Origin of the sequence: Hydrogenophaga sp. (assembly GCF_026125825.1) — a bacterium.
In the GTDB taxonomy this organism is placed as follows: domain Bacteria; phylum Pseudomonadota; class Gammaproteobacteria; order Burkholderiales; family Burkholderiaceae_C; genus Hydrogenophaga.
The window spans coordinates 36,953-51,614 of record NZ_JAHCKK010000011.1; the positions used below are offsets into that span (position 1 = coordinate 36,953).

Sequence of the window (14,662 nt, forward strand, 5' to 3'; positions counted from 1 at the left end):
ATGGAACTTCTCGACAACCTTAGTCTGGGCTTTGGTGCCGCGTTCACGCTACAAAACCTGTTGTACGCATTCATCGGCTGCTTGCTGGGCACGCTGATCGGTGTGCTGCCCGGCGTTGGTCCGGTGGCGACCATTGCCATGTTGCTGCCAGCGACCTACGGGCTACCGCCAGTTGCCGCGCTGATCATGCTGGCGGGCATTTACTACGGCTCGCAATATGGCGGATCGACCACCGCGATTCTGGTGAACCTGCCAGGTGAATCATCGTCGGTGGTCACCGTCATCGACGGCCACCAGATGGCCAAGAACGGCCGTGCGGGCGCGGCGCTGGCGGCCGCTGGACTGGGCTCCTTCTTTGCCGGCAGCGTGGCCACACTCGTGCTCGCGGCCTTCGCGCCACCACTGACCGAAATTGCCTTGAGCTTCGGCCCCGCCGAGTACTTCTCGCTGATGATCGTCGGCCTGATCGGGGCGGTGGTGCTGGCCTCGGGTTCCCTGGTCAAAGCGGTGTGCATGATTCTCTTCGGCTTGCTGCTGGGCTTGGTCGGCACAGACGTGAACTCCGGTGTCGCGCGGTTCTCTTTCGACATTCCCGAACTCACCGACGGCATCAGCTTCATCGCCATCGCCATGGGTGTTTTCGGTTACGGCGAGATCATCGCCAACCTTGCCAAGCCCGACGAAGAGCGCGAGGTCTTCACAGCCAAGGTCAAGGGCTTGTGGCCGACCGCCGAGGACTTCCGCCATATGACGCCTGCGGTGTTGCGAGGCACGGTGCTGGGCTCTTCGCTGGGCATTCTCCCTGGCGGCGGTTCGTTGCTGTCCGCATTTGCGTCCTACACCATCGAGAAAAAGCTCAAGCTGCGCGCAGGCGAGATTCCGTTTGGCAAGGGCAACATCCGCGGTGTGGCCGGGCCGGAATCGGCCAACAACGCGGGCGCGCAAACGTCTTTCATTCCATTGCTCACGTTGGGCATTCCGGGCAACGCGGTAATGGCCTTGATGGTCGGTGCGATGACGATCCACAACATACAGCCCGGGCCACAGGTCATGACCAGCAACCCGGAGCTCTTTTGGGGACTGATCGCCTCCATGTGGATCGGCAACCTGATGTTGATTGTGTTGAACCTCCCGCTGATCGGGCTGTGGATCAAGCTGCTGACGGTGCCCTATCGCTGGATGTTTCCGGCCATCGTGCTGTTCTGCGCAATCGGCGTCTACTCGACGAACAACAACACCTTCGACGTTTGGATGCTGGGTTGGTTCGGCATCGTGGGCTACATCTTCCACAAGCTCGAATGTGAGCCGGCGCCGCTGCTGCTGGGGCTGATCCTGGGTCCCATGATGGAGGAGTATCTGCGCCGTGCACTGCTGATCTCGCGCGGCGACTGGAGCGTTTTCGTCGACCGGCCGATCTCTGCCTCGCTGTTGGCCGTGGCCGTCGTTCTGATGACCATTGTCCTGCTGCCGGGCATCAGGAAAAAGCGTGAAGAAGCCTTTGTCGAGGAAGGGTGAGCGCTAGAGATCAGCGCCAGTCGCTACGCGCGGTGTGGCCTGACCTTGAGGTGCTTCTGCCTCCAGGCTGCGAGTTCGCGGCACTTGTCAGCGTTCTGCTTTTTTCCATTGACGACCTGCTGCCCTGGTTTTCCCGGGAAAACGCAAAAGCCCTGTGAAACGAGGCCGTGCCAAGAAATTGGTGGAGACGAGGAGGATCGAACTCCCGACCTTCGCATTGCGAACGCGACGCTCTCCCAGCTGAGCTACGTCCCCACTGGGCGAAATATTAGCAAAGGCGCTCAGTTCATGCCATTGCGCCGGGCGAGTTCGACGAACAGGGCCGAATGGTCCAGGTCGGCCAGGCCGTGCTCCCCGGCCTGGGCGTAGAGTTGCTCGAACATGCCGGTGATCGGTGCCTCGAAGCCGACCTCGCCGGCCGTGGCCAGCGCGTTGCGCATGTCCTTCAACTGAACCGCGATCGCCGCGCGCTTGGTGAAGTCGCGCTCCACCATGCGCTGGCCGTGCACCTGCAGGATGCGGCTGTCGGCAAAGCCACCGCTGATGGCCTGCCTGACCTTGCCCATGTCGGCTCCGCCTTTCTCGCACAACAGCAGGGCTTCGGCCACCGCGCCGATGGTGATGCCCACGATCATCTGGTTGGCCAGCTTGGCAAGCTGGCCCGCGCCGTGCGGGCCCACGTGCACGGCCTTGCCCAGCAGCTCGAACACCGGCAGCACGCGCTCGAAATCGGCGGCCTCGCCCCCGGCCATGATGGCCAGCGTGCCTTGTTCGGCGCCGACGGTGCCCCCCGAGACGGGCGCATCGAGGTGGTGCACGCCCTCGCTGGCGAGCCGTGCTGCGTGCTCGCGCGCCTGGCGCGGCTGGATGGACGACATGTCCACCACCAGGGCGCCGGGCCGCAAGCCGGCCATGGTGCCCTGCTGGAACAGCACGTCCTCCACCACGCCGCCGTGTTCGAGCAGGGTGATGACCACATCGGCCTGGGCCACGGCCTGGGCTGGCGTGTCTGCCACGGTGGCGCCGAAGGGCTGGAGCCGTTCGGCCTTGCTGCGCGAGCGGTTCCATGCGCTGACCTGGCAGCCGGCCTCGCACAGGCGGCGTGCCATGGGAAAGCCCATCATGCCGATGCCGAGCACGGCGATGCGGGTGGGCAGGGGCGGGTTGGTGGTGACGTTGTTCACGGGTGGGCCTGAGGGATGCGGATGAATGGGTGCCGGCAGGATACGTGCCCGGCATGGCAATGGGTCACATTCCTGGCAAAAACCCCATGACACAATGCGCGCGATGAAGACCACTGCCCCCTACGACGCCGACTGGCTGGAGCGCGAATACAACAACCGGGCCCGGGTGCCGGAGCATCTGGTGCATTTCGAGCGCTGGGCGCGCGATTCGGCAGCGGCCCGCAACGAGGGGCGAGGCCTGATCGACGTGAGCTACGGCCATGGAGCCGGCGAGACGCTGGACATCTTTCCGGCACCGCGCAAGGCCGGTCAGCCCCCGGCGCCGGTGTTGGTGTTCATCCATGGCGGCTGGTGGCGCAGTCTGGACAAGTCCGACCACTCGTTCATCGCGCCGCCGTTCGTGGAGCGCGGCGCGTGTGTGGTGGTGCCGAACTACGCGCTGTGTCCGGCGGTGACGATTCCCGAGATCACGCTGCAGATGGTGCGCGCCCTGGCGTGGGTGTACCGCCACATCGGGGCGCATGGCGGGGATCCGCACCGCATCACGGTGGTGGGGCATTCGGCGGGCGGCCACCTGGCGGCGATGATGCTGGCGTGCGACTGGTCGCTGGTGGGGGATGACCTGCCGCTGGCCCTGGTGAAGAACGCGTTGGGCATGTCGGGTCTGTACGACCTGGAGCCGGTGATGCACACGCCGTCCGTGCAGGCCTCGTTGAGGCTGTCGGCGCAGCAGGTGGCCATGGCCAGCCCGGCGCGTTTGCCGGCGCCTTTGGTCCGTGAAGGGCGGGGCCAGTTGACGGCCATGGTGGGGGCGCTGGAGAGCAGCGAATTCCTGCGCCACAACCGCTTGATCCAGTCCGTGTGGGGTGAGCGGGTGGTGCCTGTTTGTGAGGAGCTTCCCGGTCTGAACCATTTCAGCATCGTGGATGCACTGGCCGACCCTCGGCAACGGTTGCATCAGGCGGTGCGGTCGCTTCTTTCGGTGTGATTCTCCTGCGGCTACGGCACTCCTGGGCCCGCGAGGTCGCAGCGAGCAACGCACCGAAAGAGATCACATCAAGAGGTGCTCACCCGCGTTGTCCCCACCCAGGATCACGTAGTTGACCTTGCGCACATCCATCAGCCTGGTGCCACCGGCGTAGCTGATCGAGCTCTGCACGTCCTGCTCCATCTCCACCAGCGTGTCCTTCAGCGAACCCTTGATCGGCTCCAGGATGCGCTTGCCTTCCACGTGCTTGTACTCGCCCTTGTTGAAGTCGCTGGCCGAGCCGTAGTACTCCTTGTAGCGCACGCCGTTCTCTTCCACCGTCAGGCCCGGCGACTCCTCATGGCCCGCGAACAGCGAGCCGATCATCACCATCGAGGCGCCGAAACGGATGCTCTTGGCGATGTCGCCGTGGCTGCGGATGCCGCCGTCGGCAATGATGGGCTTGGTCGCCACGCGCGCGCACCACTTCAGCGCCGAGAGCTGCCAGCCACCCGTGCCGAAACCGGTCTTGAGCTTGGTGATGCAGACCTTGCCCGGGCCCACGCCCACCTTGGTCGCGTCCGCGCCCCAGTTCTCCAGGTCGATCACCGCTTCGGGTGTCGCCACGTTGCCGGCGATCACGAAGGAGGCCGGCAGCTTCTCCTTCAGGTAGCGGATCATGTTCTTGACGCTGTCCGCGTGGCCGTGTGCGATGTCGATGGTGATGTATTCGGGCACCAGGCCCTCGGCCACCAGGCGGTCCACCGTGGCATAGTCCGGCGCCTTAACGCCCAGCGAGATCGAGGCGTAGACGCCCTCGGCGCGCATGTCGCGCACGAACTGCACGTTGTCCAGGTCGAAACGGTGCATCACGTAGAAGTAGCCGTTCTTCGCCAGCCAGGTGCAGATCGGCACGTCCACCACCGTCTTCATGTTGGCCGGCACCACCGGCAGGCGGAACTTGCGCCCGCCCAGCTCCACGCCGGCGTCGCATTCCGAGCGGCTCTCCACGCGGCATTTGCGCGGCAGAAGCAGGACGTTGTCGTAGTCGAAGATTTCCATTGTGAAACCAAGCTCCAGAAAGCTGTTGTTGAACAGGTGAGCGCTTGGTCTGGCCGGCTTCAGTGGCGGTGAGCCAAAAAAAACCGGGCGCAAGAAGCTTGGGCCCGGTGCCCGATTGTAGACGCCCCGCGGCACCGGGGTCGCCTGGCCGGTGAAGCCCTTTTGTTATGAGGTGTATATGAATGCCGATATGAAGCGCCTGAGGGCGGGCCGCTTCCTACAATCGACACATGCTGTTTGAAGACCCTGTCGCCCCATCCGCCTCCCCGCTGCTTGCGGGCCTCAATGCCGAGCAGTCGGCCGCCGTGCTGCTGCCGGCCGAGCACGCGCTCATCCTGGCCGGGGCGGGGTCGGGCAAGACGCGGGTGCTCACCACCCGCATCGCCTGGCTGCTGCAGAGCGGCCAGGTCTCGCCCGGGGGCATCCTGGCCGTGACCTTTACCAACAAGGCCGCCAAGGAGATGATGACGCGCCTGTCGGCCATGCTGCCCATCAATGTGCGCGGCATGTGGATCGGCACCTTCCATGGCCTGTGCAACCGCTTCCTGCGCGCCCATCACAAGCTGGCCAACCTGCCGGCCACCTTCCAGATCCTGGACACCCAGGACCAGCTCTCGGCCATCAAGCGGCTGTGCAAGCAGTTCAACGTGGACGACGAGCGCTATCCCCCGAAGCAGATTCAGTACTTCATCAGCGGCTGCAAGGAAGACGGCCAGCGCCCGCACGACGTGCCCGCGCGCGACGAGGAAACGCGCAAGAAGCTGGAGCTGTACCAACTCTACGAAGAACAGTGCCAGCGCGAGGGCGTGGTCGACTTCGCCGAACTGCTGCTGCGCTCCTACGAGCTGCTGCAGCGCCACGAGCCGATACGGCATCACTACCAGAGCCGTTTCAGAAACATCCTGGTCGACGAGTTCCAGGACACAAACCGCCTGCAGTACGCGTGGATCAAGATGTTCAGCGCGCCGCCGATCGAGGGCCTCACACCTTCGGGCAACGCGGTCTTTGCGGTGGGCGATGACGACCAGTCGATTTACGCTTTCCGCGGTGCCGAGGTCGGCAACATGCGCGACTTCGAGCGCGAGTTCCGCGTCGACAACGTCATCCGCCTCGAGCAGAACTACCGCTCGCACGGCAACATCCTCGACGCCGCCAACGCCATCATCAAGAACAACGCCGCGCGGCTGGGCAAGAACCTGTGGACCGACGCCGGCACGGGCGAGCCGATCCGCGTCTATGAGGCCTTCAACGACACCGAGGAGGCGCGCTGGATCGTCGAGGAGGTGAAGTCGCTCTCCCTCGACGGCATGGCGCGGCGCGAGATGGCGCTGCTCTACCGCTCCAACGCCCAGTCGCGCGTGCTGGAGCACGCGCTCTTCAGCGCCGGCCTGCCCTACCGCGTCTATGGCGGCCTGCGCTTCTTCGAGCGGCAGGAGGTCAAGCACGCCCTGGCCTACCTGCGCCTGATCGCCAATCCGGACGACGACGGCGCCTTCCTGCGCGTGGTGAATTTCCCCGCGCGCGGCATCGGCGCGCGCAGCATCGAGCAACTGCAGGACGTGGCCCGCACCTCCGGCTGTTCGTTGCACGACGCGGTGAGCGCCGTCACCGGGCGTGCTGGCGTGGCGGTGGGGGCTTTCGTGGCCAAGCTCGACGTGATGCGCGAGCAGACCGAAGGACGCACGCTGCGAGAGATCATCGAGCTGGTGCTGGCCCACAGTGGCCTGATCGAGCACTACCGCGCCGAGCGCGAAGGGCAGGACCGGGTGGAAAACCTGGAGGAGCTGGTGAACGCCGCCGAGAGCTTCGTGAGCATCGAAGGCTTCGGGCGCGACGCCGTGGCCCTGCCGGTGGACGAGCTGGGCAAGCCCCTCACGCAGAGCCCGGCGAGCCAGGGGCTGGACCCGAACCTGCCGTTGGTGGACGAACCCCTCGCGCCCGATGCCGAAACCGGCGAGACGCTCAGCCCGCTCGCGGCCTTTCTCACGCACGCCGCGCTGGAGTCTGGCGACAACCAGGCCCAGGCCGGGCAGGACGCGGTGCAGCTCATGACGGTGCACGCGGCCAAGGGCCTGGAGTTCGACTGCGTGTTCATCACCGGCATGGAAGAGGGGCTGTTCCCCCACGAGAACTCGATGAGCGACCGCGACGGCCTGGAGGAAGAGCGCCGCCTGATGTATGTGGCGATCACGCGCGCGCGCAAGCGCCTGTACCTCAGCCACTCGCAGACGCGCATGCTGCACGGCCAGACGCGCTACAACCTCAAGAGCCGCTTCTTCGACGAGTTGCCCGAGGCATGCCTGAAGTGGCTCACGCCGCCGCAGCCGGCGTGGTCCGCGCCGATGGGCGGCGGCAGTGGGGGGCAGTGGCAGAACGGGCGGCGTGGCCACGGCGGCGCGCCGGCCGCGTTGCAGCCTTCGTGGTCACCGGGCTTCAAGGAGCGCGGCGACCCCAAGGGCCTGGGCCAGACCGCGCCCGAGCCCGACCGAGGCACCGAAATCCGCGCTGGCCTGGCCGTGTTCCACAACAAGTTCGGCGAGGGCAAGGTGCTGGCGGTGGAGGGCGCAGGCGACGACGCGCGCGCCCAGGTCAACTTCACGCGCCACGGCACGAAGTGGCTGGCGCTGAGCGTGGCCAAGCTCACGCCGATCGCTTGAGTGCTATCGATCGGAGCCGGCCCGGCACCGGCATCGACGGACGCGGCGCCGAAGGCGGCGCGCGGGGTCAGCTCCCGATGATTCCGCCGTCGTTTTTCGTGACCACGATGGTGGCCGAGCGCGGGCGCTTGCCCGCGCCGTAGCCCGCGTTCGAGGGCCACTGGCTCTCGTACTTCGTGGGATCGTTGACGTCGGCCATCCGGGTGTTCTCGCCCGCGTGCTGGATGTTCACGAAGATCGCGCGGCCATCGGGGGTTTCGGTGATGCCGGTGATCTCCGCGCCCCTGGGGCCGACCAGGAAGCGCTTGAGCGTGGCCGGGGTCTGTGCCTTGCCCACGTGCGTGGTCACCTGTCGGTCGCCATGCGTCAGGGTCTTGCGCGCGCCGTCGCCGCGCTGGCCGGGCAAGGCGGCGAGCAGCATGCAGTTGGTCTGATCGGTGTAGGCGCCGTCGTCGGTCTGGATCCAGCACACGCCGGTGGCCTTGCTGAACACCAGGCCGTCGGGCGAGGACAGGTCGTTCTCGTCGCTCAGGTTGGAGAGATTGATGGTCGACTTGTCGGCACCCGCTTCGGCCGCGAAGAGGTAGATGTCCCACTGGAAGACCGTGTCCGCGGGAGCCTTCTCGGCCAGGCGCACGATGTGGCCGTTCACGTTGCCCTTCTGTTCCTTGCCGGCCTTGAGGTCGGTGTAGGCGCGCGGGTTCGCGGCGTCGGTGGTGGCGGGCGTGCGGTTGCTGTTGTTGGTGAGGGTGATGTAGACCTCGCCATTCTTCGGGTTCACGCCGGCCCACTCGGGGCGGTCCATCTTGGTGGCGCCCACGGCGTCGGCCGCGAGGCGGGTGAAGATGGCCACATCGGCCTCGTTCCTGAACTCGAAGTAGGAGCTGCCGGCGATCACCGGGTTGTCCATCGACAGCGCCAGCCATTCGCCGGTGCCGTCGTCCTTGAAGCGCGCGACGTAGAGCGTGCCCTTGTCGAGGTACTTGTCGCCCGCGGCCAGGCGGTTGGCGGGTTTGGCGTCGGCCGGGTCCCACTTCGCGGCCGAGACGAATTTGTAGATGTACTCGCCGCGCGCATCGTCGCCCATGTAGGCCACCACCGGCTGGCCGGCGCTCACGCGCGCGAAGGTCGCGTTCTCGTGGCCCAGGCGACCCAGTGCGGTGCGCTTGCGAAGCGCGCTGGCCGGGTTGTAGGGGTCGAGTTCGACGATGTAGCCGAAGGTGTTCATCTCGTTGCGGAAATCGTCCTTGGCGCTGGCGCCCACGGCGCCGTTGTTCCAGCGCGCGTAGGTGTCGCTGCTGCCGCCGCTTTCCCAGCCGTGGCGGCTGGCCGCGCCGGCCTTGCGGCCGTAGCGGTTGAGGGCCTGGACCTGCTTGTCCTTCTTGCGCGCGTCGTCGTCACGGGCGTCGCGGAAGAAGTAGCCGAACCAGTTCTCTTCGCCCGAGAGGTAGGTGCCCCAGGGCGTGCGACCCGTGCCGCAGTTGTTGAGCGTGCCGCGCGCCTGCGTGCCGTCGGGGCTGAATCGGGTGACGAGGTGCTCGCTGCCGCGCGCAGGGCCGTGGATGGCCACAGGTGTCATGGTGGTCACGCGGCGGTTGAACGCCGAGGCCTGCTTCGTGGCCCAGGCCTTGCCGTCGGTCTGGACCTCGACCACGGACAGGCCGTGGATCATCAACTCCTTGTCGATCTCGGCCGCCGGGCGGGGCAGGGTGGCCGTGCCGCCGTTGGCGTGGAGGAAGAAAGAGCTGAGCTTTTCGTCGGTGGTGGCTTCGTGGTTCATGGCCAGCAGGCCGCGCGAGGCAAAGCTGTCCGAAGGCTGGCCGGTGGCGTCCAGGCCGAACCATTCGATGCCGTCGTGGTGATCACCGGCGCGCCGGTCGAAGTCGGCGTCGGTGCCGTCGTTCCGGAAAGCGGGGGTGGCGGCGGTGAGCGGGTCACCCAGCGCGTAGATCACGCGCGCGGTGTACCCCGGGGGCACGGTCACCTGGTCGGCCAGGGTCTTGGCCACGGGGGTGAAGCCCAGGCTGTGCACGGGCGAGGCGGGGCCCACGGTGGCGCAGCCGCTCAAGGCCGCCGTGCCGCCGAGGGCGGTGGCCCCGGCCGTGCCCACGCCGCCGCGCAGCAGGCTGCGGCGGCTCAGGCGGGCTTGCAGCACGCTGTCGAAAGCGGGGTTGCTGCTGGTGTTGGCGTCTTCGTCGTTGAAGTGGGCGTGGGACATGGTCGTTCTGATGGGGTGGGGGGTATTGGCGCATCATGTGCACGCCGTGTGAAAATTCGATGACAACCATGAACACCAGCCCCATCACGATCTACCACAACCCCGCTTGCGGGACTTCGCGCAACACGCTCGCCCTGATCCGCGAACGCGGCCTGGAGCCGCAGGTCATCGAGTACCTCAAGACCCCGCCCAGCCGCGAGACGCTCCAGCAGCTCGCGGCGGCCACGGGCGGTCCGGTGCGCAGCATCGTGCGCACCAAGGCCGCGCCTTACGAAGAGCTGGGTCTGGCCGACCCGAAGTGGAGCGACGACCAGTTGCTCGACTTCATGGTGCAGCACCCCATCCTGCTGAACCGCCCTGTCGTGGTGACGCCGCTGGGCACCCGCGTGTGCCGCCCGGCTGAGACGGTGCTGGAGATCCTGCCCCCGGCCTGATCAGCCAGCCGGCGCCGCGCGGCGCAGCAAGGCCTCGCCCATGCGGATGCGGTGGCCCGGCTCCACGCCCTCGCACAGGGCCAACCCCGGCGGGGTGAACACCAGGATGGTCGAGCCGTGCTCGAACCAGCCCATTTCCTCGCCCTTGTCGTAGCGCGCGTCGCAGGGCAGCTCGTGCGGCCCCCGGTATTGCGCGTTGAGCGCCACGTCCACCGCGCGCAGGCGCATGCTGGCCACCAGGATCGCGGCCACCGGCACCAGCAGCAGCGGTGTGCCGTCGCCCAGGCGCAGGTGCAGCGCGGCGCGCTCGTTCTTGCAGAACAGCCGCTCGATGCGTTGGAGCGCGATGGGGTTCACATTCCAGGTGTCGCCGCTGTGGTACGTCACGTGTTCCAGCGCCAGCGCGGCCGGTGCGTGGAAGCGGTGGTACATGCTGGAAGTGAGTCGCAAAGTGACGTAGCTGCCGCCGCGCAGCGTGTCGACCATGGCGCGCGCGCGGGGCTGCTCACCCAGCAGGTCGGTGAGCGGGTAGGGGAAGCCCTTGGCCTGGAACACCTGGGCGCCCGGGTCGGCGCCGATGCGCCCGCAGGCGCCAACGATCGCGTCGCAGGGGCTGGCCAGCACTTCCGGGCGCGGATCGATCGGCCGCAGGCCGGGCTTGAGCTCGCGCACAAAGCAGTCGTGCAGGCTGTGAAAGGAAGTCTTCTTCGCTTCGCTCAGGTCGATGTCGGTGAAGGCGCGCCACACGGCCATGGAGGCGTCGCGCACCCAGGGATGGCGCACGCGGCTGAACCAGCCCATGAAGCGCGTGAGCGCCGCGCGCGGCACGCGGTTGGTGAGCAGGAAGTTGATGTCTTCCTGGAGCGCGAGGCGCTGCAGCTGTCTTGAAAGATTCATACGTGCGTCATGTGGTCGACCTACAAACGACACACATCAACCGCCTGGGAGCGCTTGCCGCATGTCCTACCTTTCTTACGCCTTGCCCTTGGGTTCGCTGGTGCTGGCTCTGCCGTACCTGCGGCAGCGCCTGCAGCTCTCGCGGGCCAAACACCGCTCGCTGGCCGGCCATTCGCGCATGGCCAAGCGCCTGGCGACCTGGCTGCCCGGCTATGCCTACGAGGAGTCGCGCTTCTTCGATTGCGATGGCGCGCCGGGCGATGTGGCGCAGCGGCGCCGCGCCTCGTTCGACACGCTCGCCGCCGGCTTCGCCCAGCGCTACGGAAAAAGCCTGGCGCTGAGCGCCGAGGCGCGCGAAGGCCTGGCCGATCTGCAGTTCACCAGCAGCTACCGCGTGCCCTTCCAGTTCAGTCCGATCGTGCGCGAGCGGCTCAAGGTGGGCGCCTTCGTGCAGTCCGCCGAAGGCAGCCAGGTGACCGACCTGGACGGCAACCGCTTCATCGATCTCACGGGCTCCTATGGCGTGAACGTGTTTGGCGTGGACTTCTACAAGGCTTGCATGGCCGAGGGCGCGCGCATCGGCGAGTCGCTCGGCCCGGTGCTCGGGGCCTATCACCCCTGCGTGGCCGACAACATCGCGCGCCTGCGAGCGATCTCGGGGCAGGACCAGGTGTCGTTCCACATGTCCGGCACCGAGGCGGTGATGCAGGCCGTGCGGCTGGCCCGTTACCACACGCGGCGCAAGCACCTCGTGCGCTTCTGCGGTGCGTACCACGGCTGGTGGGAAGACGTGCAGCCCGGCCCGGGCAACCCGATGCCGCCGCGCGAGACCTACACCTTGAAGGACATGGACGAGAAGAGCCTGCAGGTGCTGCGCACGCGGCGCGACATCGCCTGCGTGCTGGTCAACCCGTTGCAGGCCCTGCACCCGAACCGCAACGCGCCGGGCGACTCCACCCTGGTGGATGGCAGCCGCAGCGCGGGCTTCGACCGCGCGGCCTATGCCGCCTGGCTGAAACAGCTGCGCGAGGTCTGCACCGAGCGCGGCATCGTGCTGATCTTCGACGAGGTCTTTCTGGGTTTTCGCCTTGCACCCGGTGGTGCGCAGGCGTACTTCGGCGTGCGCGCCGACCTGGTCACCTACGGCAAGACGCTGGCCGGGGGCTACCCGGTGGGCGTGGTCTGCGGCCGGGCCGATCTGATGAAGCGCTTCCGGCCCGAGCGCCCGGCCGACGTCTGCTTCGCCCGCGGCACCTTCAACGCGCACCCCTATGTGATGGGGGGCATGAACGCCTTCCTGCGCCGTCTGCAGACGCCGGAGATCCAGGCCTTGTACGACGGCCAGGATGCGAAGTGGGATGCGCGCGCGAAGCGCTTCAACGACACCATGGCTGCCGAAGGTTTTCCGGTGCGCGCGGCGAACCTGCAGAGCGTGTGGACGCTCACCTACACCGAGCCTGGCCGCTACCACTGGATGCTCCAGTACTTCCTGCGCTGGCACGGGCTGGCCTTGAGCTGGGTGGGCACGGGGCGCCTGATCTTTGGTTTGAACCTTCACGACGACGACTTCGAGGAGGTGCTGCGGCGCTTCGTGGCTGCCGCGCGGGACATGCAGACCCAGGGTTGGTGGTGGCGCGCGCCGGGGTTGACGCACAAGGCGATCCGGCGCCAGGTGCTGCGCGAGATGTGGCAGCACGTGGGGCGCTGACGAAGCGTCAGGCTCAGCTGCGCTGAGCCACGCCCGGGTCGATCAGCTGGCCCCGCATCAGGTACAGCGGTGCCTTGTGGTACAGCTTGATGTCGTGGAACGGGTCGGTCAGGATCTTGGTCATCCACACCAGACCGGTCTTCACGTCGGCGATGAAGAACAGATGCACGGTGCGAAACAGCAGGCCGCCCACGCCCAGCGCGAGCCACAGCGCGCCCACCTGCCGGATGAACGACATGCCATCGGTGTGCGGCTCGAACAGGCCGAACACACCAGGCGCTGCCCACACCAGCAGCGGCGTGCCGGCCCACAAGGCCATCAGCACCACCTTGCGGCGCAGGTTGTAGCCGACCTTGATCTCTTCCTTGTGTTCGTGCGTGGCCTGGTTCACGTGGTCGTAGCCCTTGGGCTCGAAGAAGAAGTGGCCGGCCTGGCGGCTGGTCATGGCGACCAGCCAGGCGATCAGCGCGGAGAGCACGGGGTCGGTCCAGAGCAGCGCATAGGCCACGACGAAACTCATCGCGCTGATGAAGTGCAGCGTCTGGTTGATGCGGCTGTGGTGGTAGTAGCGGTGGTCATCCCAGCGCTGGACTTCGAGGGTCTTGAGAAAATCGTTCACGGTGGCTCCAGGAAGGTGGCTCGGGTGGCGTCAAACGCCTGTCATGTTGGGTCGGGCGTGTGAAAACCCGGTGACAGCGGCGCGCTGTCATCAGACTGTTGCAATGCCTCGGGAAGATGGCCGCATGACCGATGTGCACTCAGACCAGATCCTGGTGGAGGAATACCCGGCCGGCAGCCCTTCGATGCGCCTGTCGGTGGTGACCGAGACCTGGCCGCCCGAGATCAACGGGGTGTCGCTCACGCTCTCGAAGCTGGTGCAGGGCCTGTGTGCCCGCAACCACCAGGTGCAGCTGATCCGCCCGCGCCAGACGCGGGTGGACCAGGCGATGCGCCACACCGGGTTCGAGGAGGTGCTGATGCGCGGCATGCCGATCCCGCGCTACCCCGAGCTCAAGCTCGGCCTGCCGGGCAAGCGCGCGCTGATCCAGGCCTGGACACTCAAGCGGCCCGACCTGGTGCACATCGCCACCGAAGGGCCGCTGGGCTGGTCGGCGTTGCAGGCCGCGCGGCGCCTGCGCCTGCCCGTCACCTCCGACTTTCGCACCAACTTCCACGCCTACAGCCAGCACTACGGCGTGGGCTGGCTGCGCAAGCCCATCGTGGCCTACCTGCGCAAGTTCCACAACCTCACGCGGCTGACCATGGTGCCCACCCAGGCGCTGCGCGCCGAGCTGATCGCGGGCGGTTTCCACCACGTGCAGGTGGTGGCGCGTGGCGTGGACACCCAGCTGTTCCGGCCCGAGCGCCGCAGCGAGGCCTTGCGCGCGGCCTGGGGCGCCACGGCGGGCAGTCTGGTGCTGCTGGTGGTGGGCCGCCTGGCCGCCGAAAAGAACCTCGATATGGTGCTGCGCGCTTTCGAGGCGATGCGCGTGGCGCACCCCGATGTGAAACTGGTGTTCGTGGGCGACGGGCCTTTGCGCGAGAGCCTGCGCCAGCGTTGCCCCCAGGCCGTGTTCGCCGGCATGCAGCGGCACCAGGAGCTGGCGGCGTACTACGCCTCGGCCGACCTTTTTCTGTTCCCCAGCGTGACAGAGACTTTCGGCAACGTGACCATCGAAGCCCTGGCCAGCGGGCTGCCGGTGCTGGCCTTCGACACCGCGGCCGCGGCCGACTGGGTGCGGCACGAGGCCAACGGCTGGCTGGTGCCGCCGGGGGACGAAAGCGCCTTCGCGGCCCTGGCGGCCAGCCTGGCGCGCGAGCCCGCCTGCCTGGTGCAGGCCCGCGCGCTGGCCTGTGCCGAGGTGGCGCAGCTCGACTGGCAGCAGATCGCGCTGCAGGTGGAGGCGCTGTTCCTGCAGACCCTGGGCACGCCGGCGAGCCCGGCACCGGTGGTGCGCGCACGCACCTTGCCAGCGATGTGAAGGCTTGATGACATCGCGCATGCCGAAGTGCGTTGCGG

General features: G+C 67.2%; 10 protein-coding genes, 1 tRNA gene and 1 pseudogene. 6 read left to right on the plus strand and 6 right to left on the minus strand.

What is annotated here, in order from left to right; genetic code table 11:
* Positions 1 to 1,515 (plus strand): tripartite tricarboxylate transporter permease, encoded by a 1,515-nt coding sequence (locus tag KIT86_RS06535; RefSeq protein ID WP_297396316.1) that lies wholly within the window; start codon positions 1 to 3, stop codon positions 1,513 to 1,515.
* Between the two features lie 179 nt (positions 1,516 to 1,694).
* Here KIT86_RS06535 and KIT86_RS06540 read toward each other — a convergent pair.
* A tRNA-Ala gene (locus KIT86_RS06540) sits at positions 1,695 to 1,770 on the minus strand.
* A gap of 26 nt (positions 1,771 to 1,796) precedes the next feature.
* Positions 1,797 to 2,672: an NAD(P)-dependent oxidoreductase gene (locus KIT86_RS06545; protein WP_297396411.1), complete on the minus strand. Its 876-nt coding sequence runs from the start codon at positions 2,670 to 2,672 to the stop codon at positions 1,797 to 1,799.
* Positions 2,673 to 2,802: 130 nt separating this feature from the next.
* Here KIT86_RS06545 and KIT86_RS06550 point away from each other — a divergent pair, with 130 nt between their 5' ends.
* Positions 2,803 to 3,687 carry an alpha/beta hydrolase gene (locus tag KIT86_RS06550; RefSeq protein ID WP_297396318.1) on the plus strand — a complete coding sequence of 295 codons (885 nt, stop codon included), beginning with the start codon at positions 2,803 to 2,805 and terminating at the stop codon, positions 3,685 to 3,687.
* Positions 3,688 to 3,750: 63 nt separating this feature from the next.
* Here KIT86_RS06550 and KIT86_RS06555 read toward each other — a convergent pair whose 3' ends face one another.
* Positions 3,751 to 4,728 (minus strand): GMP reductase, encoded by a 978-nt coding sequence (locus KIT86_RS06555; RefSeq protein ID WP_297396323.1) that lies wholly within the window; start codon positions 4,726 to 4,728, stop codon positions 3,751 to 3,753.
* 230 nt (positions 4,729 to 4,958) lie between these two features.
* Between KIT86_RS06555 and KIT86_RS06560 the strand changes: the two genes are divergently transcribed.
* Positions 4,959 to 7,385, plus strand: coding sequence for a UvrD-helicase domain-containing protein (locus tag KIT86_RS06560; RefSeq protein ID WP_297396326.1), 2,427 nt, complete (start codon positions 4,959 to 4,961; stop codon positions 7,383 to 7,385).
* Positions 7,386 to 7,452: 67 nt separating this feature from the next.
* On the opposite strand, the gene KIT86_RS06565 is transcribed toward KIT86_RS06560, so the two are convergent.
* On the minus strand, positions 7,453 to 9,603 hold the full coding sequence (locus tag KIT86_RS06565) for a PhoX family phosphatase (RefSeq protein ID WP_297396329.1): 2,151 nt from the start codon (positions 9,601 to 9,603) through the stop codon (positions 7,453 to 7,455).
* Positions 9,604 to 9,671: 68 nt separating this feature from the next.
* Here KIT86_RS06565 and arsC point away from each other — a divergent pair.
* Positions 9,672 to 10,028: pseudogene (gene arsC, locus KIT86_RS06570) on the plus strand (arsenate reductase (glutaredoxin)); the annotation flags it as partial.
* 9 nt (positions 10,029 to 10,037) lie between these two features.
* Here the strand turns inward: arsC and asd are convergent.
* The gene (gene asd, locus KIT86_RS06575; RefSeq protein ID WP_297396331.1) at positions 10,038 to 10,934 is read right to left on the minus strand and encodes an archaetidylserine decarboxylase; all 897 of its coding nucleotides are present in this window, start codon (positions 10,932 to 10,934) and stop codon (positions 10,038 to 10,040) included.
* Between the two features lie 61 nt (positions 10,935 to 10,995).
* Here asd and KIT86_RS06580 point away from each other — a divergent pair, with 61 nt between their 5' ends.
* A complete protein-coding gene (locus KIT86_RS06580) occupies positions 10,996 to 12,642 on the plus strand; it encodes an aminotransferase class III-fold pyridoxal phosphate-dependent enzyme (protein ID WP_297396333.1) in 1,647 nt (548 codons plus the stop codon).
* 13 nt (positions 12,643 to 12,655) lie between these two features.
* Here KIT86_RS06580 and KIT86_RS06585 read toward each other — a convergent pair whose 3' ends face one another.
* Positions 12,656 to 13,261: an Mpo1-like protein gene (locus KIT86_RS06585; protein ID WP_297396335.1), complete on the minus strand. Its 606-nt coding sequence runs from the start codon at positions 13,259 to 13,261 to the stop codon at positions 12,656 to 12,658.
* Positions 13,262 to 13,385: 124 nt separating this feature from the next.
* On the opposite strand from KIT86_RS06585, the gene KIT86_RS06590 reads away from it, so the two are divergent.
* Positions 13,386 to 14,624 carry a glycosyltransferase family 1 protein gene (locus KIT86_RS06590; RefSeq protein WP_297396338.1) on the plus strand — a complete coding sequence of 413 codons (1,239 nt, stop codon included), beginning with the start codon at positions 13,386 to 13,388 and terminating at the stop codon, positions 14,622 to 14,624.
* The last annotated feature ends 38 nt before the right edge of the window (positions 14,625 to 14,662 follow it).